Below are 21,374 nucleotides of genomic sequence, written 5' to 3'. Positions count from 1 at the left end.
CGGCTGCTCACTGGCAGCGTGCTGCCCAATCGGTCGACTGCGCCAGCAGGATCGGCGAAAGCCAGATCGGACTTTCTTCGTCGTAGTTCAGGCTTTCCCACGATGCGCGGCACGCTTTCCGGAATGCGACGCAAACGGACCGCGTCTTGTGGAGTTCGTCATAGAACTCCCTGGCGAACTGCGGCGCGCGTTCGTCTTCGACATTCCATCGGAAGCCCAAGGCGTAGGGAATCCCGTTCATCACCAGTTGCTGAACGCAGCCCTTCGAGATGCCACGGCAGGCCGAGAGGTAGACCAGAGTCGTCGCTGAAAGGCCGTCGGAGGCCGCCACCCTGTCGAGCTTCAAGCCGACCGCTTGCTCCGGCTGCAGTCCGGGAAGCACGAGGGTCGCGGTTTGCTGGCCGTCGCTCCAGGCGTGACCGGCGTAGTGGAGAATGGTCGGCCGAAACGCGTCGAGCTGCTTCAGCAGATAGGGGGCGGCCTCGCCCGGAGGGGCATCCGACAAGTTGACGATCTTCAAATCGAAACAGCCCGCGGCACCCAGCTGTTTCACATGCTCCAGTTCGGTGTCGATATTGCCAAGCTTGTCGAATTTCTTGCCGGCGCAGATCGCGCTGTCGAGCTTCATATCGGGGTGTTCGCCGATCTGTGAACGAACGAACATCAGTTTTGCGCCCGGTTTGATCCGCGCCCGCTCGCTGGCCCTTCCGCGGACAAAGGACGGGATGCGCCGGACAATCGGTGCATAGAGCAGCACGAATGGCCCATTCTCCTCCGAGAGATAACGTACGCTCGCCTCGAAGGGCACCGGATAGAAGCCGGCGTCGCTGATGACGAACCGGAACGACAGTCCCACCAATCCGCCGGCGGACTTCTCGATCTGCGAGAACAGATGTTCGCCGATCGCTTTGACGACGAAGCTCTTGAACAAGCGGGTCCCGATGTCCCGCGTTTGGCCGAGCCAATTGTTCAGCGGCATCTCGTCGCGCGCGTAGGTTTGAGCGGCAGATTTGAGGTCATCGAGATCGCTGATGGTGTTCCAGCGAAGCATCGGGGAGCCGTCCTCACCCGTTCCGAGCCGGCATTCCACCTTGGCGCTGTGGATCTCGATCTCGATGACGCGGAATGCGCCCGGAATCGCATTCGTCTCGTCGGGATGCCCGGTCAGGATCGCAATGAACGGGCGCAAGATCCGATGCCGGTGCAGCTGCAGCGCGTCCATCGGCAGGATCAACGCATTGCCTGCTGCTCTGCACTCTTCCTCCAGGTCCGCGCAGGTCCCGAACGAGGGTGCGATGACCAGCACGGAGGTGTGGGGGTCCTGGGCCAAGACGACGGTGTTGAGGACGTGCTTCGCGCCGAGAGTTGTGCGTGTGTCGTATACGGCGCTGGGGTCAGTCGGCAGCCGGGCGTCGAGCACGAGCAATTCCGTCTCATTCGCGATGAGCCACTCGCTGGTCTGGTCGGGGGTCATCAGAGGCTTGTCGTACAAGTCCTCCAGGGCCACTCCTGCCGCGAGCAGATGTCCCCGTAGCGTCTCGAACATGTTTGGTTCGGCGGTGGCTATGGCAATCTTTGCTGTCATACCGGGGCCTCCTGCGCGCACAATGGCAGGTTGAATTCGAATCCCGCGCCGTCCAACTCGACCAGAGTGCCGTCGTGCTGCTCGGCAGCCTTGCGTATCGCCTCGATCGCGATGCTGGCCATCTGCCGTGCCCTGTGCTGGCTCTGCTCGATCGGGTCCGCTGCAGACGGAGCCAGGGTGTCGACGCTCGTGGCGGGCAGGCGCATGGACACCGAGAGGTGATGCGGCGGCCGCTCGGCAATCGTCACGGTCAATCGGTCGTTCGGCGTGATGCGCAACAGCAGGAGGGAGCTGAGGGCGGAGCGAAACGCAAAGCTCAACCTCTTCGTCCACCCCTTGACCCACAGAGGACGACGTGTCGCAATCTCGTCGATGAGATTGATCGCGTCACGGTCTTCGACGGGGAGGCCCTCGACCTCGTGATAGAGCACGTCCACTACGTCGAATAGCTCGGGCACCTCCTGCGGCGTCTGCTGAACGGTAAGACGCTCGGACAGACGTTCGAAAGTCAGGTCGGCCCTCAGCAGGTGGTTGGCGGCCTGCTCGAGCAGGCCGGCGCAATTTCGCATGAGGTCTGGCTTGCTCAGGAGCGACGCTGCGCCGCGCAGCAGGCCATCGGCCATCAACAGTGGGGCGCGGGTCTCGCGCGCAACGGCCGTGACGGTCTCCTCCAGATAGCCCCAGTCGCTCTCCCGGCTTTGGTCGGCAAGGCTGGTGAACAGCCAGAGTTGATGACCATAGTCGTCATTCAACGGCTCGCGATTTGCGAGAGTCGTCAGCTCGGTGCGCGGTGCGTCGCCGATCGTCAGGTGGATGTGAAGACGGTGCTGGATCCCGCATTCCGATAGTTGCATGGAATCTTCGTTCCGGGCGCCAAACGACGAGAGCTTCTTGTCACGCGCCTGGCCGAAGATGTTCTCCGCGGCACCATTCATGTGGCAGATGGTCCCAACGGCGTCGACGATGACGGCCGCCTGCTCGATTCTGTCCATGAGCGCGTGCTCGATCGCCTCGTGCCAGCGAGCCGCAAAGATCTGTTCGCAGTCGGCGGCGAGGCCACTTGCAGCGTCCCGATCAGGCCCACGGAACGCGTTGAGCTCCGATGATTCCATGTCCAGAATCAGTTCGATCTTGCCATTCACGAACAGGGGGACCGTCATGGCCGATCGTTGATCGGGTGCGGTCTTGATGAAGCCGTAGTTGCGCTCGGTATCGCTGATGTCAGGAACAACCAGGATGTCCCGCTCGGCCAGGCAGCTGCCGAGCATGCCGCTGGACAGCTCCTGGGTGTATTCGGCCTTGCGGTCAGGCGCTTTCACGAGCAGGTTTCGGTCGTTCTTGACGTGCTCGGCGACCAGCACGAACTTGCTGCGGCGGCGATCGACCCGGAACACGCCGACATATTCCCAGCCCAGGCATTTCGTGGTGCCTTTGGCCAGCAGCTCAGCGATGGCGCGTGCGCTCGCGGCCTTGTTCAGATCGTCCTTGAGTTTGCGCAAGGCGCGTGCCTGGGCATGTTCCATGGCGGCATCTGCGGCCTGCAAAATCTCCTCGACGCCGAGATTTTGCAGCGTCCGCAGGTCCGAGGCCGTGTATTTGTGCTTGCGGGACAGCAGAGCCAGCGAGCTTCCAAACCGGCCTCCGGCTTTCCGAATCGGCAATACGAGCATCGACTCGAATTCGTCGGCGATGATGGCCTTGCTCACCGGGTTGTCCATTTCCTCCGGGTTGAGGCGCTCGACGAACGCGGCCAGATTGTTGTCCCACGTCTTGCCCTGCTCGAGCCAATCGATCACGCCGGGCGGCACCTTGAACCAACGCGTGCTCCACTCCCAGCTGGGTCGTGGAAAGACAGTGACCGCTCGCCAGTAATCGCTGAGATCGTTGTAGACCCCGAACGTGCTCATTTCGAATGGGATGACCTTGCCGATGACCTGAAGCGTCGCCTCGATGATCTTCTGCGGATCATCGTGCTCGGCCAGAATCGTCTTGAGCTCGCGACGGGCGCGATCTTCGGCCAGAGGCGCGAACAGCACCAATAACCCGGCCGAGCTATTCGGTGCTTCCATGTAGGGGGTTCCGCTGACCCTTGCCAGAACAGAACGACCGTCCTTCGGGCGGAGCCTGACGAAGCTCGAGAAGCCCGTCTGCTCGGTGATCCATTCGGCGAACGGGTCCGTCGCTCCCTCGTCCTCGGGTCCGAATACGAGGGAGAGCGACATCTCTTTGAGCTCTGATTCCGAGAAGCCCAAAACCTGCACCGCGCGCTCGTTCGCGAACCGGATCTTGCCTGTCAGGTCGGTGCGGAGCACGCCATCCTGCAAGGCATCGAGGCGGCTCTGCTCAGCGCTCTGGTCGAGAAGAAGTGCATAATTGCCCTGCATTCCGTCTTCGTCGCGCAGCGGACCGATCTCGACTCTGACCTGACGAACCGCTTCGTCGGTCTGGATGTCTGCGCGCAAGCTCGTGTTGTGATTTGCCCGGAGGGCCATGCACACATCGGCTGCACGGGATCCGAACAACCCGGAGAAGGGAGCGCCGCGCCTGCCGGGAATGAGCTTGTCGAATGCCGCGTTCGAATAGACGATACGGCCGTCGTTCGCCAGTTCGACGAAGGGAATCTCGCTGTAATGTGCGGCTTCATCAAGCGCGTCATACCGATCCGACAATACGCTCAGCATGGTGTTTTGCGATTGCAGGATTTTGCCGACGGTCTCGGCGTCGAAACCAAACTCCGAAACGAGCATCCGCGCTTGCTCGTTGACCAGAGGCTGCAGCGCGGTCGTCAGGCTTGTCTGCCGACTTCGGAGCGCGCCGATCACATGGCGTCGTATGCTCTCCTCCGACATCAACAAGCCGGAGCCCCAGTCACCTGAGACCAGCGATGGCGTCGCACGGAGTTCCTCCATAACAACCTCGCTCGCTTACGCAACTAAAGGCGCCGAAAGGATCGGGAAACGACTCGTTTCGGTCTACTCAATCTCGGCGAAACGGCGCCGACTGCGTCGTACGCAGGTCGCAAATAGTCTGGCGATCAATCCAGACTAGAAGCAGCGAGAGCGGGCAGAGTATGAAATGGCTCACAGTGGGGGCATTTGAATCGAGCGGTCGTACGGCACGAGGCCCCGGCGGGATAGCGACGACTATCCCGGCAGTCGGATCATCGATTGCAGGTGGCGCAGCGAAAATGCGTCAGCCCACCTGCGCCATGTCGGCTCACGTGCAATCAGCGCCGCTCAGTTCACGCGCGTCCAGGTCTGGCCGCCGCAGAACATGCCGCCGAAGGCGCAGCCCTGCACGCGCAGGCGGTCGGTGCCCTTCATCGCGATCGTCGAATCGTAGGTCGAGCCGGAGTTCGGATCGAGGATGCGGCCGGACCATTTCTGTTCCTTGCTGGGCTTCATGTTGATCAGAACCTGCTCGCCATTCTGGTTCGATTTGCCGTCGACCGAATAGCCACAGAGATTGGTGCCGCATTGCTCGATGCGGACCTTGCCTTCCTTCTCCTCGGTGAGCCAGACGCCGAGCGGTGAATTGAGATCGCGCGTGGGCGCGGTCGCAGGAGCTGGTGGAGCGACGGCGGCGGCCTGAACGGGGGCTGGGGCCGGTGCGGGCGGTGGAGGCGGGGCCGCAGCCGGGGCTGCGGCAGCCACGGTCGGGGCCGGCGGCGGCGCGGCGGGCGCTGCCTGCTGCTCGACCGGCGCAGGGGCCGGAGGAGAGGGCGCGGGCGGCGGCGACACGGCAGTCTCGGCCGGCGCATTGCTGGCGGTCGCGGCCGGAGGCGGAGCGGGCGGCGGGGGTGCTACGGCGGCGGGGGCAGGCGAAGGCGCCTGCGCAGCCGCTGGCGGCGGGGCGACCGGCGCAGGAGCGGGAGCAGCCGGCGTTTGCGGCTCGACGGTGGCTTGCTGCGGTGCCTGCTGGCCCGGACCCGTCTCGTTCTTCTTGGCCTTCTTCGCCTTGCCCTGGCCGGTGTTGTCGTACACGCCGGGAATCTGGACGGTGCCGCGGTCCGGGTCGATGCGGATGGTGCGCCCGCCATATTCGAAAGTGTACTGCGCCTGCGCAGCGGTGCTCGCCAAAAGGAATGCGGCCGTGGCCAACAGCTTCCTCATTTCCATCTCCTGAACAGGTGGTCCCCGCACCGACGCTTACGCGCCGGCTCGATCGTAAAAAGTGATCTAGATCACTGTCACGGTATGAGTCGTCGTCCTGCGGTTTCGGGTTCAATAGGCCAACAGCCGGTCCAAAGTTTGGCGGGGGCAAGCGACAGGAGGACGCGGCTGGAGCCTATTCAGTTCCGACGCAATCGGAACGGGGCTCTCGTCGCGCGAACCGGTACCCACTTCGTCCGGAAACGCTCTAATCGAACCAGGCGGCGTAGATTTTCTTGTAGCTGCCGTCTTCCATGGAAATGTGCAGCCATTGGTCGACGAAGGCCTTCAGCGCCATGTCGCGCTGGAGCCAATAGGCCTTCTCGGAGAAGTCGAACGGCTTTTCGGGATGCACCGCGCAGAGCACGCCGGCATGCTGCTTCTGCTGGTAGCGCGTCTCGGAGGCGTCCGTCATCATCAGATCGGCGTTGCCCTTGGCGATCTCGTCGAAGATCACGGTGTTGTCGGAGAAGACGCTGATCTCGGCGTCCTTGATGTTGGCGCGCGCGAAGCGCTCGTTGGTGCCGCCGGGATTGACGATCACGCGGGTGCCCTTCTTGTCGATATCAGGAAGCGTCTGGTACTTGCCGACGTCGGCGCAGCGCGTGATTGGCGTCTTGCCCTCGCGCATGATCGGCGTCGAGAAGAATCCCTTTTTCTGCCGGTCGAACGTGACCGAGACGCCGCCCATGGCGACGTCGAACTGGTCGGCCTCGAAATCCTTCATCAGCTTCGGCCAGGCCGTCGGGACGAACTCGACCTTGACCCCGAGCGCCTTGCCGAGCGCCTCCGCCATGTCGACATCGAAGCCGCTGAACTGCTGCGTCGCCTTGTCCAGATAGGTGAAGGGCTTGTAGTCGCCGGTCATGCCGACGCGCAAGGTGCCGCGCTTGACGATCTCGTCGAGGCGCGAGGGCGCCTGCTGGGCGTGAGCCGGAAGGTTTGCCAGCAACGCCACGGCCGCAGCCGCCAGGATTCGAACAGCCATTCGAACGATCATCTCTTCTCCACCCCTGCGCGAGCTGTCATTGTGCAGCTCTTGAGGGGTGGATTTAGACCAGATGCCAGTCGCTGGCGAGATGGAATTGAAGGGAATCTTGACGTGACGATCTCGATGTACGAGGCCTCGGTCGGCCTCTTCGTGCCGCATTTGCGCAATCTGTCGGGGCTGCTCGACAAGGGCGTGGCCTATGCGGAGACCCGCAAGTTCAATCCGGCCGTTCTGCTCGGCATGCGGCTGGCCCCGAACATGTACGATCTGGCGCAGCAGGTCGGCGAGGCCTGCCGGCATGCCGTGGTCGCCCCGGCCTTGCTGGCGGAGCTCGAGCCGGTGGCGCTGCCGGCGCTGGAGCACGACATGGCCGGGCTTCAGGCGCGCATTGCGACCTCGATCGAGTTCATCGAAAGCCTGCCGCGCACGGAGATCGATGCGGCGGCGGAACGGAATGTCTTCTTCAGGCTGAAGAACGGGACCGAGCTGCCCTTCACCGGGCGAGCGCTGCTGCTGACGTTCAGTGTCCCGCAGTTCTTCTTTCACGTCACGACCGCCTACGACCTGTTGCGGCATGCAGGCGTCGAGCTCGTGAAGAAGGATTATCTGGGAAGGAAGTAGTTGCCGAGGCGCGATGTCACCTCTCCCCGGCGGGGAGAGGTGGAGAATTTCGACCTGTGGCCTCAGGCTTCGCCCTTGCGCTCGTAATCGGCGAGCGAGCTGCGGCCGGCGATCTCGCTGCGCAGCTGCTCGAAGCGCCTGTTCGCCTCGTCCTCCTGGACGTCGACGAAATGCACCGCGGCCTCGCTCGTCATGGGGCCGCTGACCACGGGCGCGGACTGCTCGCCGATGGTCTCGTGGACGTAGTACTGGCCGTCATCGCCGCGATGGACCGTCCATTTGAGCCGGATCGCCACCATGGGTCCGGGCCCGATCTTGCTGTAGCCGTCGGCATCGGTGTGCTCCGGCACCAGCGGCTGCTCCTCGACGACCGGATGCTCGTCGAGAGCCGCCTGTTCGTCGATGACCGCCTGTTCGTCGATGACCGCCTGCTCGTCGGAAGCCAGATGCTCACGCTCGCCGGCGACCACGATTTCAGTCTCGGTGTGGCGGACGACGAGGACGGGCTCGGGGTGCTCCAGGATGCTGGCGATGGTCGCCAGCGCGTGGTCGGTCGGGTCGATCTCTGACAAGGGTCCATCCTCCAGCTCGACGCGGCCGGCTAGTCTGTCCCACTGCCGCCGCGGCCGGTCTTATTACGCGCGTTTGATTAAGGCTGAGTTGGGGCTCGATCTGCACCAAAATGGGACGCATTCTGGCCTTCCGAAGGCGGGCTATCCGCCCGCCCTCGCTTGTTCAAGCCAGCACGTCCTGATTGATGATGTTCTGCCGGATGGGATCGCCGTCCAGCACGCTCAGGATATTGCGCGCGGTTTGCTCGCTCATGCGGCTCACCGCCTCCACCGTGACGCCGGCGACGTGCGGGGCGATGATGACATTGGGCAGCGCGAACAGCGCGTTGCTGACCGGCGGCGGCTCCACCTCGAACACGTCGATGCCGGCGCCGGCGAGCTTGCCGGAGACCAGGGCGTCGTACAGCGCGGCTTCCTTCACAATGCCGCCGCGCGCGGTGTTGATGAGATAGGATTTCGGCTTCATCCGGCGAATCCGCGCCGCATCGAACAGGCCGACCGTTTCCGGCGTCTTCGGGCAGTGGATGGTGACGAAATCGGCGTTCGGCAGCGCGGCGTCGAGGTCAGTGACGGGCTCGCAGCCGGCGGCCTTGATCTCGGCGGCAGGCTTGTAGGGATCGTAGACCTGCACGGTCATTTCCATCGCCAGGCACCGCTTGGCGGTACGGGTGCCGATGCGGCCGAAGCCGATGATCAGCACGGTCTTGCCGTAGAGATCGAACGGCAGCATGCCGAGCCGGTCGGCCCATTTGCCGTCCTTGACGCAGGCGTGCAACTCGTTCGCGCGCTTGGCCAGCGTCAGCATCATGAACAGCGCCTGCTCGGCGACCGAGGGCGAGTTGGCGCTGCCCGCAACCATCAGCGGCACCTTGCGGCGGGACAAAGCGGGCACGTCGACAGCGTCGTAGCCGACGCCGATGCGGGTCACGACCTTCATGTCCTTGGACGCCTCGAGCTCGGTCTCGCCGAACGCGGTCGCGCCGAGCGCCACGCCGTGGACCGGCGCATGGCTCTTCAGCAAGGCCTCGAAGTCCTTTGCCGAGATCAGATTCGCAAACTCGACGAGCTCGATATCGTCCCGCTGGGTGAGGAGAGCGCGTGCCCCTTGCGACAAAGTTTGTGTAACGAAAATCTTCTTCTTGTTGGTCGCCATCGTCCCCTGCCTGCGCGAGTTTCTTGGACCGGCGTCACAACACGACGCCGGTCGCCTCGTTTAGCAGGTGCATGTTATTGAGGTCCATCGCCAAACGCATGGGTGACCCGTCCTTGGCGCCGGCATTGGGATTGACGCGGCCGCAGACCGGCGTGCCCTCGAGCCCGAAATAGACCAGCGTCTCCATCCCCATCGGTTCTGTGACGTCGAGCACGGTGTCGAAGCTCTCGACGCCCGGCTCCAGATGCGCATGCGACTCGGTGAGATGCTCGGGCCGGAGGCCGAGCAGCAGCTTGTCGGTGCGCGGCAGCGCGTTGTAACGCGCCGCGCGGGCCGGCGGCAGCGGAAAGGCGATGCGGTCGGTGAGGCGGATCTGAAGCGTGCCGCCGACGTCCTCGAGCCGGCACGGCAGGAAGTTCATCGCGGGCGAGCCGATGAAGCCGGCGACGAAGCGCGTCGCGGGCTTGTGGTAGAGCTCGTTCGGCGTGCCGATCTGCTCGATCTTTCCCTTGTTCATCACCACGACGCGATCGGCCAGTGTCATCGCCTCGACCTGGTCGTGGGTGACGTAGACCGTGGTGGTGCGCACCTTCTGGTGCACCTTCTTGATCTCGATCCGCATCTGCACGCGCAGCTTGGCGTCGAGATTGGACAGTGGCTCGTCGAACAGGAAGACTTTCGGGTTGCGCACGATGGCCCGGCCCATCGCCACGCGCTGGCGCTGGCCGCCCGAGAGCTGCTTCGGCTTGCGGTCGATCAGGTCGGTGATGTCGAGCAGGCGGGCGGCTTCCGTCACCCGTGCCTTGATCTCGGCCTTCGGATAGTGCTTCAGGCGCAGCCCGAACGACATGTTCTCGGCGACCGTCATGTGCGGATAGAGCGCGTAATTCTGGAACACCATCGCGATGTCGCGGTCTTTCGGCGGCACGTCGTTGACGACGTCTCCCCCGATCATGATGTCGCCGTCGCTGATGTCCTCGAGCCCCGCGATCATCCGCAGCGTCGTCGACTTGCCGCAGCCGGAAGGGCCGACCAGCACGATGAACTCGTGGTCGGCGATATCCAGGTCGATGCCGCGCACGGCTTCGACATCGTCGTAACGCTTAACCACTTTCCGCAAAGCAACGTCAGCCATGAGACATCAACCCTTTGTCGCACCGGCGGTCAGGCCGGCAATGTAGTAGTCCATCAGGAAGGCGTAGATGATCAGCGGCGGCGCCGCGCCGAGCAGCGCGCCGGTCATGATCTGTCCCCAGTTGAAGACGTCGCCCTTGATCAGCGTGGTGGTGATGCCGACCGGCAAGACGAGCTGGTCGATCGACGTCGTGAACACCAGGGGATAGAGGAACTGCGCCCAGGACACCGTGAAGGCGAAGATGGTCGCGGCGATCAGGCCGGGCAGCGCCACAGGGATGAAGATCCGCGTCAGCGTCTGCAGCCACGAGGCGCCGTCGATCAGGGCGGCCTCGTCGAGCTCCTTCGGAATCGAGGCGAAATAGCCGATCATGATCCAGGTGCAGAACGGCACCGTCAGCGTCGGATAGATGAACAGCAGCACGTACCATCTGTTGAGCAGCGTGATGCCGGTCAGATCCTGGACCAGGCCGAGCGTCTTGAACAGCGGTATGAACAGCAGGCTGTCCGGGATCAAATAGGTGAGGAAGACGCCGGTGGCCAGCGTCGCCGAGCCCCAGAACTTCATCCGCGCCAGCGCGAAGGCCGCGGGGATGCTGATCAGCATCGTGATGATGACGACCACGATCGACACGATCGACGAATTCCAGAAGAAGCGCAGGAACTGGTTCGAGCTCAGGAGCTCGACATAGTTCGCCAGCGTCGGATGGAATACCCACCAGGGATTGGTTGCTGCCGATATTTCCGCGCTGCTCTTGAGCGAGGTGATCAGCATGTAGATCGGCGGCGTCAGGAAGAAGATCGCAAACAGCACCAGGAAGAAATAGGACCAGCGTAGCGCCCAGGTGCGGTCGCGGCTCATGCTGCCGTATTTGACCTTGCGGGAGGGGCCGGCCTTGTCGATTGCAAGCGTGCTCATCAGGCTTCGTTCCCGCGTTTGTTGACATCGCGCAGGATGAAGATCGCTGCGACGGCGAGGATCGGCACCATGAACAGGGAGACGCAGGCGCCGAGCGGAATATCGCTGCTCTGAATGCCAACCTGGAACGCCCAGGTGGCGAACAGATGCGTCGTATCGAGCGGGCCGCCTGACGTCAGGATGCGCACGATGTCGAAATTGGCGAAGGTCACGATCAGCGAGAACAGCGTCGTGATGGCGATGATGTTGCGCATCATCGGCAGCGTGACGTACCAGATCCGCTGCCACCAATTGGCGCCGTCGATCGCCGCGGCCTCGTAGAGCTGCTCGGGGACCGACTTCAGTGCGGCGAGGTACATGATCAGGAAGAACGGCGCGCCGTACCAGACGTTGACCAGGATGACGGAGAAGCGCGCCCAGAAGGTGTCGCCGAGCCAAGGGATCGGACCGACGCCGAAGAAGGACAGCGTGTAGTTGAAGGCGCTGTAGGAGGGATCGAACAGCCACAGCCAGGCCAGCGTGCTCATCGCGGGCGGAATCACCCAGGGAACCAGCAGCATGCCGCGCCACTTGCGCTGTTTCTTGCCCGGAATGTTGTGGACCAAATGCGCGACGATGAAACCGATCAGCGCCTTGAAGACCACGGCTGTGATGGCGAAGATGCAGGACTGCCGCACCACCATCCAGAACGTCTCGCGCTTGAACAGGAAGGTGAAGTTGCTGAGGCCGACGAACTTCGTCATCGCCTTGTTCAGCGTCGCGAGATAGACGGAGTAGAAGGCCGGGTAGAGCACGAGCAGGGCGATCAGAAGGATCAGCGGCAGCGTCAGGAAGAACGCCACCGTCGATTTCCGCCCGAGCGCGTTGCGCAGGCTTGTTCTCTTCCGCGCGCCCCCTGCACGGACGATGCGACCTTGCTCGACGACGACATCGGCCATCTCAGCTTCCTTAAGTCAGCTCTATTGGATCTACTTCTTTGTCCAACCGCGAAGCCGGCCATTGAGGTCGGCTTCCCGGCCGTGCGAATCCGATGACGGGATTCGGGCCGCTCACGCAGATGGCGTGAGCCGCCCGGCACACCCCGGCTAGCTCCGCATGAAGCCTTCGCACTCGCCCTCGGCCCAGGCGAGGGCCTGATCCATGGTCTCGCCGCGCGCAAAACGCAGCGCCATCTTGGTCAGCGTCGCCTGGAAGTAGATCTGCTGCGCAATCTTGGGCGGAGCGGGCGATGCCGCGATCGACAGGGTCTGGTGCTTGTGCGGATCCGGATAGTGATAGAGCGTGCCCTGCGGCGGTCCTTCCTCCGCCCAGGTCTTGAACTTGGTCATGTTCGCGTAGGCCGGCAGGTCATAGCCGCCGCTCACCGCGACGAACTTCTCAATCGACGATGGCGAGGACATGTGAACGAGCAGGCTCTTGGCCGCCTCCTTGTTCTTGCCGAAGCTCCAGACGCCCCAGAAGTAGGGCAGGTACGGCGCAAACCGGCCCTTCGGACCGGACGGGAAGCCGTGCGTCCAGCACTGCTCGGCGACCTGCGGCGCATCGCGCTTGGCAACGGCCCAGGCGCTTGGCGGATTCAGGATCATCGCGCCGCGGCCGGAGATCAGCCATTTGTTGTTCGACGCGTCGTCCCAGGACGGCGCATCCGGCGGCAGGAACGCGATCAGCTTCTTGTAGAACTCCATGGCTTGGCGAACCTGATCGGTCTTCACCGTGATGTCGCCCTTGGCGTTGACGAGCTCGGCGCCGAACGACTGGAAGATCGCGCCGGCGGTGTCCACGCTGTCGGTGGTCTCGCCGAGGCCGATGCCGAACGCGAAGCCGGCCTTTTGGCAAGCCTCGGCTGCCTTCAGGAAGGTCTCCATGGTCCAGTTGTCCGCCTTGGGCGGGGCGCCGGCCGGGTACATCTCCTGCACGTCGATGCCGGCATGCTTCTTCATCAGATCGATGCGGGAGCAGGGGCCCTTGATCTGGCTGCCGGGTGTCGCGGGCACCGCGAGCCATTTGCCGCCCGACTGCCCGAGATATTTGACCGTGCCGTTCACGTCGCCATTCTGCTTGAGGAGCGGCTCCATGATGTCGTTGAGAGGCTCGAGATTCTCGGAATAGGCCTGCGGCCACCAGCTCGGCATCTGAAGGATGTCGTGCCCGGACTTGGCCTGCGCTTCGGCCGCGGCGGTCAGCTCGATCTTCTTGTTGTTGCTGGTGATGTAGTCGATCGAGACTTCGACCTTCTCCTTCGCCGCCCATTCATTGACGAGATCGGTCGAGGCCTTGTTGGCGCCTGGCACCCAATGGTCCCAGAAGCCGATCGAGAGTTTGCCGGCGGCGTAAGCGCCCCGAACATAGGGCGCCGAGATCAGCGCCGCGGAGGACATTGCAGTGGCAGCCACAAATTGACGTCGCGTCAGTGTCTTGCGTGACATCTCGTTTCCTCGCCTGGGTGTTTGTTGTTGGAGTTTCCTCTAAGACTTCTTTTCCGAATTCTTGTTGTTGGATTTTCTTATTGATGCCGTCGGCCCAGGTGAACAATTCACGCAGACCGCAGCAAATTGGTAGCGCGATCAGATCATGATTGACCGCGTCTGTCGAGAAAGCCGAACGGCTCGCAGCTAGAACTAACGTTGCGTCCTGGAACGCGGCAGCGCTGTGCCGGTGGGTGAGCTGCGGTCGCTTGTTTTGCGACGCACACGTTGCGTGAACCGGCCTGGAACGATCCGTGCGCAATTACGCCGCAGTTTCGAATAAGCCTGCATAACCGCTTCGCGCGAAAGACTTTTCGGGCGTGGACAGCACTTGGCTGCGTCTGGACCGCGAAGCGGCGGAAACGATAGAATTGCAGCTGGCGGGTGCACCGCCCCAACAGGCCAGTCAGTTCGACGATGGAGACGAGAATGATCAACCCGGCGCCGTCAGCGCGGCTTCACATGCGGCGATGGCTCGCGCTGGGGGCCGTGCTTACGCTGCTGCTCAGCGCGGCCGCAGTGGCCCATGCTCAGGGTTTGGTCAAAGGCGTTCAGGACGGCGCGGCGGCCGGAAACAAGGCGGCAGGTCCGGTCGGTGGCGTGCTCGGCGGCGCAATCGGCGGCGTGGTCGGCGTTTTCACCGGCGTGCTCGGCGTCGGCAACAACAATGGCAATCAGGCCCCGGCTGCCAAGGATGCTGGCAAGGATGCCAAGCAGCAGGGCGCGGCCAAGGACAAGGATGCCAAGGGCGCCAAAGCCGGCAAGGGCGCCAAGGCGAGCAAGGAGGCCAAGAACGCACCGCAAGGCAAGGACAATAAAGATGTCACCGTGCTCACCCAGACCGGAGCGCCGCAGCAGTCCGCCGAGCAGATCGTCGCCAACAGCGATTCCTATATCGACCGGATCAAGACCCAGCTGAACCTCACGGCTGATCAGGAGAAGCACTGGTACGGCTTCTCGAGCGCAATGCACTACCTTGGGCATAATGGTGCAGAGCGGCTCAACTTGCGGGTTGCGCGCGCCAAGCGGGATCCGCCCGACGACATCATCGAGCAAATGCGCAACGAGGCGCAGTTTCTGATCGACCGCGCCGCCGACCAGCGCAATGTCGCCGACGCCGCCGAGCCGCTCTTTTCAAGCCTCGATGACAAGCAGAAGCAGGTCTTCATTCAGGAGATGGTGCGTCTGAGCCACGAGCGAGGATTGGATTGATCAAGTTGAATCGGATCGGGCGCGTTCGAATTAACGGCGCCTGCCACGAATTCGTGAACCCTCTCCGGGATTGAGGTATGATTATCTTCGCAAGCTGACTGCGGGGGTGATATGGCGGACGGACTCTCCGTTTTCCTGGTCGAAGACGAGGCGTTGATCCGGATGATGATCGCCGACATGGTGGTGGAACTCGGCCACCACGTCGTCGCGGAAGCGGACAATGTCCGGGACGCAAGCGCGTTCGCCATGACCGCGCAATACGACATGGCCATCCTCGACATCAATCTGATGGGCGTCTACGTCGATCCCGTCGCCGACCTGATCGAACGTCGCGGAAAGCCGTTCATGTTCGCCACGGGTTACGGTCCGGAATTGCTGCCGTCCTTGCTCCGGCGCAGGCCGATCTTGCGCAAGCCGATCGCGATGGATCAGCTCAAGGCGATGATCGATTCCATGTTTCCGGAAGCCTCGGTCAAATCGCCGCACTAGTGACGGCGAGGCGCCGCGCTGGCGACGGCGAAGACGCCGCGCTGGCGACGGCGAAGACGCCGCGCTGGCGACGGCGAAGACGCCGCGCTGGCGACGGCGAAGACGCCGCGCTGGGATAGCCAACGAAAATGGCCGCCCGTCGGGGGCGGCCATTTGGCGACGGAATTTGTCGCGGGTCTCAGATCAGGCCGGCGCCGAGGTCGATGCCGTGCGCCATCAGGCCGAACGAAGCGACCAGGCCCGTGCAGCAGAACAGCAAGATGGTCTTGAAGGAAGAATCAGCGAAACGCGTTTCGACGACGGCCGGCATCGCGGCGAGCGAAATCATGCTCATGTTCATTGCCCCCTTTGTTGACCCTGACTTGGATCAGGTGAGGGAACCCTAGAGCAAAAAGTTTGACGTCGGATTGCGAGGCATCGTTAACGAAATCGCAAACAAATCTCGCGTTCGCAGCTCTCCGTGATGGATTGCAAGTCTCAGTTGCGGCCGTTCTTCAGCACCCTGGCGATGGTGTGGGCCGTCATGGCCGCGCGATCCGAAGCGCGCTGAGCGGCGAGCCGGTCTCGCGCCTTTTCCTCGATCAGCAGGTCGATCAGGGCCAGCCGCTTGTCTTCGTCATCCGCCTCGCTCAGCAGGCGGTGATAGCGGTGATAGTCGAAACCCAAATCCTGCTTACGCATGTCACGCCCCCCGCAACTACGCCACACACACACGGTAGGATTGTTTCTCATCCGGAACACGCAGGCAAGCGCGTTCATGCCTGAAACCGCGCGCGCGGGGCAATCAGCTGTGCATGACTGGAACCGTGAGCAGGAAGGACAACGGAACTTCAGTTCGGATTGGAGTCGGCGAACATTTTCAGGCCGACGAAGCTCGCATCTGGCTTGGTCACGAGCCTGGTCGGGATGTTGCGCAAATAATCCTGGAAGCGCCCCTTGGCTTCGAAGCGCGCCCGGAACGCGGAGGCGAGAAGGAAGTCGGGAAAGCGCGGCACGATTCCGCCGGCGACGTAGACGCCACCGCGGGCGCCGAACGTCACCGCGAGATTGCCGGCGACCGAGCCAAGGATGGCGCAAAACATCTCCAGCGTCGCGCGGCTGACGGGACAACTGTCCTCCAGGGCGGCCTTGGTGATGGCGGCGGCATCCCGATGCGGCACCTGCGCGCCGTCAACCTCGGCCAAGGCTTCGTAGAGGCTCTGCAATCCGGAACCCGAGAGCGCGCCGCGCTCGATGGAGACGTGACCGAGGCGTCGGCGCAAGCACGCAATCACGCGTTCCTCGCGCTCGTTCTCCGCCGGCAGGGTCGCGTGTCCGGCTTCGGTGACGACGGCCAGTCGCGCGCCATGGCGTTCGACCAGACATGAGACGCCAAAGCCGGTTCCGGGTCCGACCACCAGCAACGGCTCTCCGGGCAGGCCATCCTGTCCGCCGAGGGGGATCAGATCCGCAGGCTGCAAGGCGGGCAGGGACCATGCCACCACCTCGAAATCGTTGAGCACATGGACGCTGTCGAAGCCGAGAGCCGGCTGCAGCTCGTTGCCGTCGATGACCCAGGGACTGTTGGTCATGACGCAGCGGTTGTTGGTGACGGGACCCGCCACCGCCAGTACGGCTCTTTGCGGCTGCTCGCCGCCTGACCGGCGCGCCAGCACGTCCGCGATGGCTTCCCGGACGGTCGGGAAGTCGGCGACCTTTACATAGTCGATCGGTCCGGTCTGGTCGCCGTTGCCCAAATCGCCGTGGCCCAATTCGCTCCGGATCAGCGCGAAGCGCGCATTGGTGCCGCCGATATCGGCGAGAAGAATTTGTCCTGTCTTGCCGATATTCATGACTTCGTGGCCGCCGTCGCCTTGCGGCGCGGCAACCCTGTCCTCCACTCCTTCGACCCGATCCGCGCAGTCACGGACAGGGCGAGAATCCGCCCTTGGGTGCGCCTAGTCAACACGGACGAGGCCAAACCGTTGCATCCTGGCGGGCTTCCCATGGCCAATTCGCGCGGGGCTTCGCTCTGCGCCAGCAGTTGCGAAGCCGCGCGGGAAGGCCGACACTAAGGGGACTTGTCCGGTGCCGGCGCGCCGGGCACATCGAACGAGACCGCCGATGAAGATTTCCGACCGCGACGTGCTGCTGGTGATCGACGTGCAGAACGATTTCTGCACCGGCGGGGCGCTCGCCGTTCCCGGCGGCGAGAAGGTCGTCCCCGCCATCAACCGAATCGCCCAAAAATTCGCCAATATGGTGCTGACCCAGGACTGGCATCCGCGCGACCACGTCTCGTTCGCGCCGAACCATGCGGGCAAGCAGCCGTTCCAGACCATCGAGCTCGACTACGGCACCCAGGTGCTCTGGCCGGCGCATTGCGTGCAGGGGACCTCGGGCGCGGAGTTCCATCGTGAGCTTGACGTCGCCAGGGCGAGCCTCGTGGTGCGCAAGGGCTTTCGCCGTGGCATCGATTCCTATTCGGCGCTGTTCGAGAACGACAAGCGGACGCCGACGGGCCTGCTTGGATATTTGCGCGAACGCGAGCTGAAGACCGTGTTCGTCGCCGGCCTCGCGCTCGATTTCTGCGTTCGCTTCTCGGCGGAGGATGCCCGCAAGGCAGGGTTCGAGGTCGCCGTCATCGAGGACGCCTGCCGCGGCATCGATCTCGACGGCTCTGTCGCCGCGACCCATCGGAGTTTTCGGGACCTCGGCATCTCCATCGTGAGCCTGGAGGCGTTCCTGTGACGATCGTGAGATAGCGATGGTAAAGCAGCAGCCCGGTAAACAGAGCGGTGCACAGAAGCCCGTCCCGGACGACCCGCTGCTGTGGCCGTTTGCAGCGGCGCGCCTCGCCATGGACAGCTGCTTCTGGTGGCTGGAGCGCGGACCGGCGGAGCAGGACGACAGTACTCTGTCCTGGACGACGCCGAGCACCGTGGCGCTCGAGCTCGCGACCATGCGTCTGCGCGATTGTTCGCAGACGCGGTCCGGCCAGCCGGCGCTGGTCTGCGCGCCCTATGCGCTGCATCGGGCCCTGATCGCCGATTTCGCCCCCGGCCACAGCGTGGTGCAGTCCCTGCAGACCGGCGGCATCGACCGGGTCTATCTCACCGACTGGCGGTCGGCGACGCCGGATATGCGCTATCTTTCGATCGACAGCTATCTCGGCGATCTCAACGTCGCCATCGATGAGATCGGCGCGCCGGTTGATCTGGTCGGCCTGTGCCAGGGCGGCTGGCTGTCATTGCTCTATGCGGCGCGCTTTCCGGCCAAGGTGCGGCGGCTGGTGCTGGTCGGTGCTCCCGTCGATCTGTCGATTGAGTCTTCGTTGTGCCGGCTCACCCGGAACGCGCCCGAGATGGTCTATGACCAGCTCGTCGCACGCGGCGGCGGCAATGTCCGTGGTGAGGAGATGCTCCGCTTCTGGTCCAAGGCGCCGGACAGCGACGACATCGTAACGGCATTGCAGAGAGACCTGTCGGACGCGGAGGGCGCGGCGCTGCTCGCGCGTTTCGACCGCTGGAACGCCGAGACGCTCGATCTGCCGGGCAAATATTATCTGGAGATCGTCAACCGGATTTTCCGGGAGAACCAGATCGCCGGCAGCAGCTTCATAGCTCTTGGCCGCACGGTCGATCCGAGGGACGTCAAGGCGCCCGTCTTCCTGTTGGCCGGGCTCGACGACGAGGTCGTGCCGGCTGCGCAGGCGCTCGCCACCGCTGGTCTCCTCGGCACGCCGCCGGCCTTCATTGCGGCGGCGTCCGAGCCGAGCAATCACCTCGGCCTGTTCATGGGCGCGCGCACCCACGCGCACGCCTGGCCGCGGATCGCCGCGTGGCTGCGCGACGATCTGTCCGGCGTGCTGGCCCGCAGCGCCTGAGCTCGCCAAGGCAAAACCAAGGCGCTGGACAGACCAAGGCGCTGGGCAGACCAAGGCGCAAATCCGTTATGCATGACGGCGGATGGCCTGCACGGGACCCGGTCGATGGGCTACATATGGTCCGGAGCCGACGGCTGCGGCAGCGAAGATTAAGGGTACGGCGCTCGATGACTTTCCACTCGATCTACGCTCACGGGTTTGCGCGCGTGGCCGCCTGTGTCACCACGTCCCATGTTGCCGATCCCTCGGCCAACGCGAAGGCCGTGCTGGCGGCCGCCAATGCCTGCCATGAGCAGGCGGTGGCGGTCGCCGTGTTTCCCGAGCTGTGCCTGTCCGGTTATGCGATCGAAGACCTCGTCAAGCAGGACCCGCTGCTCGATGCGGTCGAGCGCGGCCTGGCGGGAATCGTGGAAGCCTCCGCGGGACTGATGACGGTTTTGATCGTCGGGGCGCCGCTGCGCTTTGGTCATCGCATCTACAATTGTGCCGTCGTCATTCACCGCGGCAACATCCTCGGCGTGGTGCCGAAGACCTATCTGCCGACCTACCGCGAATTCTACGAGGGCCGGCATTTCGCTTCCGGCGCCGGCATGGTCGGGGAGACGATTGCGTTCGGTGGGCTGCATGCGCCGTTCGGCGTCGACCTGCTGTTTGCGGCCGAGGACGTTCCGGGCCTCACCATCGGCGTCGAGATCTGCGAAGACATGTGGATTCCGGTGACGCCGGCCTCGGAGCTGGCGCTTGCGGGCGCGAGCGTGCTGATCAATCTCTCGGGCAGCCCGATCACGATCGGCCGTGCGCGTTCGCGCGCGCTCTTGTGCCAATCGACATCGGCGCGCTGCCTCGCGGCCTACGTCTATTCGGCTGCAGGAGCAGGGGAATCGACCACGGATCTCGCCTGGGACGGCCAGACCTCGATCTACGAGAACGGCGTGCTGCTGGCCGAGGGCGAGCGGTTCCGCCAGGGCGGCCAGATCACCTATGCTGATGTCGATCTCGATCTGCTGAGGCAGGAACGTGCGCTGATGGGGACGTTCGACGACAACCGCCGGCAGCGTGAAGCGTTTTTCCGCAAGGTGACATTCGCCCTGAAGCCGCCGGCCGCCGACATCGGCTTCCTGCGCAAGATCGAGCGCTTTCCGTTCGTGCCGAGCGACGAAAGCCTGCTCGAGCAGGATTGCTACGAGGCCTACAACATCCAGGTCGCCGGCCTCGTGCAACGCATGCGCGCCACCGGCACCAAGCGCGTCGTGATCGGCGTCTCGGGCGGGCTTGATTCCACCCATGCGTTGATCGTCGCAGCCAAGGCGGTCGATCTGCTCGGCCTGCCGCGCGAGAACATCCTGGCCTACACCATGCCGGGCTTTGCCACCGGCAGCGAAAGCAAGACCCATGCGCTGGCGCTGATGCAGGCGCTGCAGACGAGCTGGCAGGAGCTCGACATCCGCACCACGGCGACGCAGATGCTGAAGGATATCGGCCATCCCTTCGGCACCGGCGAGAAGGTCTACGACGTCACCTTCGAGAACGTGCAGGCCGGCCTGCGCACGGACTATCTGTTCCGGCTCGCCAACCATCACGGCGGCATCGTCATCGGAACCGGCGATCTTTCCGAGCTGGCGCTCGGCTGGTGCACCTATGGCGTCGGCGACCAGATGGCGCATTACAACGTCAATGCTGGGGTGCCGAAGACGCTGATCCAGCATCTGATCCGCTGGGTGATCGCATCGAAGCAGTTCAGCGGCGACGTCAACCGGACGCTTGGCTCGATCCTGGTGGCCGAAATCTCGCCCGAACTGGTGCCGGTCGAGCCCGGCCAGAAGCCGCAGAGCACCGAAGCATCCGTCGGCCCTTACGAGCTGCAGGATTTCAATCTGTTCTACACGCTGCGGTTCGGCATGCGTCCGTCCAAGATCGCCTTCATGGCGCAGCACGCGTGGAAGGACGTCGCCAAGGGCGAATGGCCGCCGGCGTTCCCGAACGACCGGCGCAGGGCCTATGATCTCAAGGACATCCGACGCTGGCTCGAGGTGTTCCTGCGCCGCTTCTTCGCCTTCAGCCAGTTCAAGCGCTCGGCGATGCCGAACGGCCCGAAGGTCTCGGCGGGCGGCTCGTTGTCGCCCCGCGGCGATTGGCGCGCGCCCTCGGATTCGAGCGCGGCGGCATGGCTCGAGGATCTCGAACGGAACGTGCCGAGCTGAAGGGCGCGGCGGATCG

The 21,374-nt window shown here is 63.8% G+C and carries 19 protein-coding genes; 6 read left to right on the top strand and 13 right to left on the bottom strand.

The genetic code is table 11. From position 1 onward, the window contains the following. Positions 1–7 precede the first annotated feature (7 nt). The 4 genes from AABA84_RS16010 to AABA84_RS15995 form a co-directional block, all read right to left on the bottom strand. Positions 8–1,585: a CHAT domain-containing protein gene (locus AABA84_RS16010; protein ID WP_212249459.1), complete on the bottom strand. Its 1,578-nt coding sequence runs from the start codon at positions 1,583–1,585 to the stop codon at positions 8–10. Further along, positions 1,582–4,494: a PAS domain-containing protein gene (locus AABA84_RS16005; protein ID WP_338312484.1), complete on the bottom strand. Its 2,913-nt coding sequence runs from the start codon at positions 4,492–4,494 to the stop codon at positions 1,582–1,584. Before AABA84_RS16005 ends, AABA84_RS16010 begins: the two co-directional genes overlap by 4 nt. 327 nt (positions 4,495–4,821) lie before the next feature. After that, positions 4,822–5,697: a DUF2147 domain-containing protein gene (locus AABA84_RS16000; protein ID WP_338312483.1), complete on the bottom strand. Its 876-nt coding sequence runs from the start codon at positions 5,695–5,697 to the stop codon at positions 4,822–4,824. Positions 5,698–5,944: 247 nt separating this feature from the next. Beyond that, positions 5,945–6,724 carry a transporter substrate-binding domain-containing protein gene (locus AABA84_RS15995; protein WP_212249456.1) on the bottom strand — a complete coding sequence of 260 codons (780 nt, stop codon included), beginning with the start codon at positions 6,722–6,724 and terminating at the stop codon, positions 5,945–5,947. Positions 6,725–6,850: 126 nt separating this feature from the next. Between AABA84_RS15995 and AABA84_RS15990 the strand changes: the two genes are divergently transcribed. Beyond that, positions 6,851–7,348, top strand: a complete 498-nt coding sequence (locus tag AABA84_RS15990; RefSeq protein WP_212249708.1) for a DUF1993 domain-containing protein — start codon at positions 6,851–6,853, stop codon at positions 7,346–7,348. 62 nt (positions 7,349–7,410) lie between these two features. Here AABA84_RS15990 and AABA84_RS15985 read toward each other — a convergent pair whose 3' ends face one another. The 6 genes from AABA84_RS15985 to AABA84_RS15960 form a co-directional block, all read right to left on the bottom strand. Then, the gene (locus AABA84_RS15985) at positions 7,411–7,920 is read right to left on the bottom strand and encodes a hypothetical protein (protein ID WP_338312482.1); all 510 of its coding nucleotides are present in this window, start codon (positions 7,918–7,920) and stop codon (positions 7,411–7,413) included. A gap of 163 nt (positions 7,921–8,083) precedes the next feature. After that, a complete protein-coding gene (locus AABA84_RS15980) occupies positions 8,084–9,073 on the bottom strand; it encodes a hydroxyacid dehydrogenase (RefSeq protein WP_338312481.1) in 990 nt (329 codons plus the stop codon). A gap of 34 nt (positions 9,074–9,107) precedes the next feature. Then, positions 9,108–10,208: an ABC transporter ATP-binding protein gene (locus tag AABA84_RS15975; protein ID WP_338308165.1), complete on the bottom strand. Its 1,101-nt coding sequence runs from the start codon at positions 10,206–10,208 to the stop codon at positions 9,108–9,110. Between the two features lie 6 nt (positions 10,209–10,214). Continuing rightward, positions 10,215–11,126 carry a carbohydrate ABC transporter permease gene (locus AABA84_RS15970; protein ID WP_212249452.1) on the bottom strand — a complete coding sequence of 304 codons (912 nt, stop codon included), beginning with the start codon at positions 11,124–11,126 and terminating at the stop codon, positions 10,215–10,217. Further along, on the bottom strand, positions 11,126–12,064 hold the full coding sequence (locus AABA84_RS15965; RefSeq protein ID WP_212249451.1) for a carbohydrate ABC transporter permease: 939 nt from the start codon (positions 12,062–12,064) through the stop codon (positions 11,126–11,128). Before AABA84_RS15965 ends, AABA84_RS15970 begins: the two co-directional genes overlap by 1 nt. A gap of 147 nt (positions 12,065–12,211) precedes the next feature. Continuing rightward, on the bottom strand, positions 12,212–13,552 hold the full coding sequence (locus AABA84_RS15960; protein ID WP_212249450.1) for an ABC transporter substrate-binding protein: 1,341 nt from the start codon (positions 13,550–13,552) through the stop codon (positions 12,212–12,214). A 468-nt stretch (positions 13,553–14,020) separates the two neighbouring features. Here AABA84_RS15960 and AABA84_RS15955 point away from each other — a divergent pair, with 468 nt between their 5' ends. Both AABA84_RS15955 and AABA84_RS15950 read left to right on the top strand, forming a co-directional pair. Beyond that, positions 14,021–14,803: a Spy/CpxP family protein refolding chaperone gene (locus tag AABA84_RS15955; RefSeq protein ID WP_212249449.1), complete on the top strand. Its 783-nt coding sequence runs from the start codon at positions 14,021–14,023 to the stop codon at positions 14,801–14,803. Positions 14,804–14,914: 111 nt separating this feature from the next. Next, entirely contained in the window at positions 14,915–15,292 is a 378-nt protein-coding gene (locus AABA84_RS15950; RefSeq protein WP_338308166.1) for a response regulator, read from the top strand. A gap of 178 nt (positions 15,293–15,470) precedes the next feature. Here AABA84_RS15950 and AABA84_RS15945 read toward each other — a convergent pair whose 3' ends face one another. From AABA84_RS15945 to glk, 3 genes are all read right to left on the bottom strand, one after another. After that, positions 15,471–15,626, bottom strand: a complete 156-nt coding sequence (locus AABA84_RS15945) for a hypothetical protein (RefSeq protein ID WP_212249447.1) — start codon at positions 15,624–15,626, stop codon at positions 15,471–15,473. Between the two features lie 143 nt (positions 15,627–15,769). Beyond that, positions 15,770–15,973, bottom strand: a complete 204-nt coding sequence (locus AABA84_RS15940; protein ID WP_028136378.1) for a hypothetical protein — start codon at positions 15,971–15,973, stop codon at positions 15,770–15,772. A 149-nt stretch (positions 15,974–16,122) separates the two neighbouring features. After that, positions 16,123–17,124 carry a glucokinase gene (gene glk / locus AABA84_RS15935; RefSeq protein ID WP_338312547.1) on the bottom strand — a complete coding sequence of 334 codons (1,002 nt, stop codon included), beginning with the start codon at positions 17,122–17,124 and terminating at the stop codon, positions 16,123–16,125. Between the two features lie 271 nt (positions 17,125–17,395). On the opposite strand from glk, the gene pncA reads away from it, so the two are divergent. The 3 genes from pncA to AABA84_RS15920 all read left to right on the top strand — a co-directional run bounded on the left by pncA (position 17,396) and on the right by AABA84_RS15920 (position 21,358). Beyond that, a complete protein-coding gene (gene pncA / locus AABA84_RS15930) occupies positions 17,396–18,022 on the top strand; it encodes a bifunctional nicotinamidase/pyrazinamidase (protein WP_338312480.1) in 627 nt (208 codons plus the stop codon). A gap of 16 nt (positions 18,023–18,038) precedes the next feature. Then, positions 18,039–19,157: an alpha/beta fold hydrolase gene (locus AABA84_RS15925; protein WP_338312479.1), complete on the top strand. Its 1,119-nt coding sequence runs from the start codon at positions 18,039–18,041 to the stop codon at positions 19,155–19,157. 167 nt (positions 19,158–19,324) lie between these two features. Continuing rightward, the gene (locus AABA84_RS15920; protein ID WP_338308171.1) at positions 19,325–21,358 is read left to right on the top strand and encodes an NAD(+) synthase; all 2,034 of its coding nucleotides are present in this window, start codon (positions 19,325–19,327) and stop codon (positions 21,356–21,358) included. The last annotated feature ends 16 nt before the right edge of the window (positions 21,359–21,374 follow it).

The sequence above is a fragment of the Bradyrhizobium sp. TM239 genome (assembly GCF_036247985.1).
Classification (GTDB): Bacteria; Pseudomonadota; Alphaproteobacteria; order Rhizobiales; family Xanthobacteraceae; genus Bradyrhizobium; species Bradyrhizobium ottawaense.
This window is presented reverse-complemented; position numbering and strand designations above follow the sequence as displayed.

What these genes read in the sequence shown, in the direction of transcription:
- AABA84_RS16010 (WP_212249459.1), bottom strand. Translation starts at nt 1,585, where the DNA reads ATGACAGCAAAGATTGCCATAGCCACCGCCGAACCAAACATGTTCGAG.
- AABA84_RS16005 (WP_338312484.1), bottom strand. Translation starts at nt 4,494, where the DNA reads ATGGAGGAACTCCGTGCGACGCCATCGCTGGTCTCAGGTGACTGGGGC.
- AABA84_RS16000 (WP_338312483.1), bottom strand. Translation starts at nt 5,697, where the DNA reads ATGAGGAAGCTGTTGGCCACGGCCGCATTCCTTTTGGCGAGCACCGCT.
- AABA84_RS15995 (WP_212249456.1), bottom strand. Translation starts at nt 6,724, where the DNA reads ATGGCTGTTCGAATCCTGGCGGCTGCGGCCGTGGCGTTGCTGGCAAAC.
- AABA84_RS15990 (WP_212249708.1), top strand. Translation starts at nt 6,851, where the DNA reads ATGTACGAGGCCTCGGTCGGCCTCTTCGTGCCGCATTTGCGCAATCTG.
- AABA84_RS15980 (WP_338312481.1), bottom strand. Translation starts at nt 9,073, where the DNA reads ATGGCGACCAACAAGAAGAAGATTTTCGTTACACAAACTTTGTCGCAA.
- AABA84_RS15975 (WP_338308165.1), bottom strand. Translation starts at nt 10,208, where the DNA reads ATGGCTGACGTTGCTTTGCGGAAAGTGGTTAAGCGTTACGACGATGTC.
- AABA84_RS15970 (WP_212249452.1), bottom strand. Translation starts at nt 11,126, where the DNA reads ATGAGCACGCTTGCAATCGACAAGGCCGGCCCCTCCCGCAAGGTCAAA.
- AABA84_RS15965 (WP_212249451.1), bottom strand. Translation starts at nt 12,064, where the DNA reads ATGGCCGATGTCGTCGTCGAGCAAGGTCGCATCGTCCGTGCAGGGGGC.
- AABA84_RS15960 (WP_212249450.1), bottom strand. Translation starts at nt 13,552, where the DNA reads ATGTCACGCAAGACACTGACGCGACGTCAATTTGTGGCTGCCACTGCA.
- AABA84_RS15955 (WP_212249449.1), top strand. Translation starts at nt 14,021, where the DNA reads ATGATCAACCCGGCGCCGTCAGCGCGGCTTCACATGCGGCGATGGCTC.
- AABA84_RS15950 (WP_338308166.1), top strand. Translation starts at nt 14,915, where the DNA reads ATGGCGGACGGACTCTCCGTTTTCCTGGTCGAAGACGAGGCGTTGATC.
- AABA84_RS15945 (WP_212249447.1), bottom strand. Translation starts at nt 15,626, where the DNA reads ATGAGCATGATTTCGCTCGCCGCGATGCCGGCCGTCGTCGAAACGCGT.
- AABA84_RS15940 (WP_028136378.1), bottom strand. Translation starts at nt 15,973, where the DNA reads ATGCGTAAGCAGGATTTGGGTTTCGACTATCACCGCTATCACCGCCTG.
- glk (WP_338312547.1), bottom strand. Translation starts at nt 17,124, where the DNA reads ATGAATATCGGCAAGACAGGACAAATTCTTCTCGCCGATATCGGCGGC.
- pncA (WP_338312480.1), top strand. Translation starts at nt 17,396, where the DNA reads ATGAAGATTTCCGACCGCGACGTGCTGCTGGTGATCGACGTGCAGAAC.
- AABA84_RS15925 (WP_338312479.1), top strand. Translation starts at nt 18,039, where the DNA reads ATGGTAAAGCAGCAGCCCGGTAAACAGAGCGGTGCACAGAAGCCCGTC.
- AABA84_RS15920 (WP_338308171.1), top strand. Translation starts at nt 19,325, where the DNA reads ATGACTTTCCACTCGATCTACGCTCACGGGTTTGCGCGCGTGGCCGCC.